This window comes from Streptomyces sp. NPDC097981 (assembly GCF_040302565.1).
Taxonomy (GTDB): domain Bacteria; phylum Actinomycetota; class Actinomycetes; order Streptomycetales; family Streptomycetaceae; genus Streptomyces.
The window spans coordinates 1-1,243 of record NZ_JBEORW010000194.1; the positions used below are offsets into that span (position 1 = coordinate 1).

Consider the following 1,243-nt stretch of genomic DNA (forward strand, 5'->3'; position numbering starts at 1 on the left):
CTAGTGCTGTGACCGCATAGGTTCGCCGGGTTGGTGGTCGTGGCGGTTGGATGTGCGGTGACGTTCATTTCGACCGCTGGAGGCGCGGTGGCTGAGCCTGTCCGTGTGCGCAGACTGACCGACCAGGAAGGGCAACGGCTGCAGCAGATCGTGCGTCGGGGCAGCACGAGTTCGGTGCGCTACCGGCGCGCGATGATGCTGCTGGCCTCGGCGGGCGGGAACCGGGTCCCGGTGATCGCCCAGCTCGTGCAGGCCGACGAGGACACCGTGCGGGATGTGATCCACCGGTTCAACGAGATCGGCCTGGCCTGCCTGGACCCTCGATGGGCGGGAGGCCGTCCCCGCCTGCTCCAGCCTGACGACGAGGACTTCGTCATCCAGACGGCCACCACCCGCCCCACCAAACTCGGTCAGCCCTTCACCCGCTGGTCCCTGCGCAAGCTGGTCGCCTACCTGCGGAAAGTCCACGGCAGGATCATCCGCATCGGCCGCGAGGCATTACGCAGCCTGCTTGCCCGCCGCGGCGTGACCTTCCAGCGCACCAAGACGTGGAAGGAGTCCCCGGACCCCGACCGCGAGGCGAAACTCGACCGCATCGAGCACGTCCTGGAGCACTTCCCGGACCGGGTCTTCGCCTTCGACGAGTTCGGGCCGCTGGGGATCAGGCCCACCGCGGGCTCCTGCTGGGCCAAGCAGGGCAAACCCGACCGCCTGCCGGCGACCTACCGCCGCACCCACGGCGTCACCTACTTCCACGGCTGCTACTCCGTCGGCGACGACCGGCTGTGGGGCGTCAACCGCCGCCGCAAGGGCACCGCCAACAGCCTCGCCGCACTGAAGACGATCCGCGCCGCCAGACCCGACGGCGCCCCCATCTACATCATCCTGGACAACCTCTCCGCCCACACCGGCGCGGACATCCGCCGCTGGGCGAAGAAGAACAAGGTCGAGCTGTGCTTCACCCCGACCTACGCCTCCTGGGCCAACCCGATCGAGGCCCACTTCGGCCCGCTGCGTCAGTTCACCCTGGCCAATTCCAGCCATCGCAGCCATCCCGCGCAGACCCGGGTCCTGCACCGCTACCTGCGTTGGCGCAATGCCCATGCCCGCCACCCCGACATACTCGCTGCCCAACGCAAGGAACGCGCCCGCATCCGCAGCGAGAAGGGCCTCCGCTGGGGCGGACGCCCCCTCGCACCCGCAGCCTGAGCAACCCGGCGAACCTATCCGGTCACAGCACTAG

Annotated in this window: 1 protein-coding gene; it reads left to right on the forward strand. The window is 69.0% G+C overall.

Annotation, left to right across the window (positions count from 1 at the left end; translation table 11 throughout):
- Window positions 1-87: 87 nt before the first annotated feature.
- Window positions 88-1,209 (forward strand): IS630 family transposase, encoded by a 1,122-nt coding sequence (locus ABTY04_RS41005; RefSeq protein WP_352218523.1) that lies wholly within the window; start codon window positions 88-90, stop codon window positions 1,207-1,209.
- Window positions 1,210-1,243: the final 34 nt, after the last annotated feature.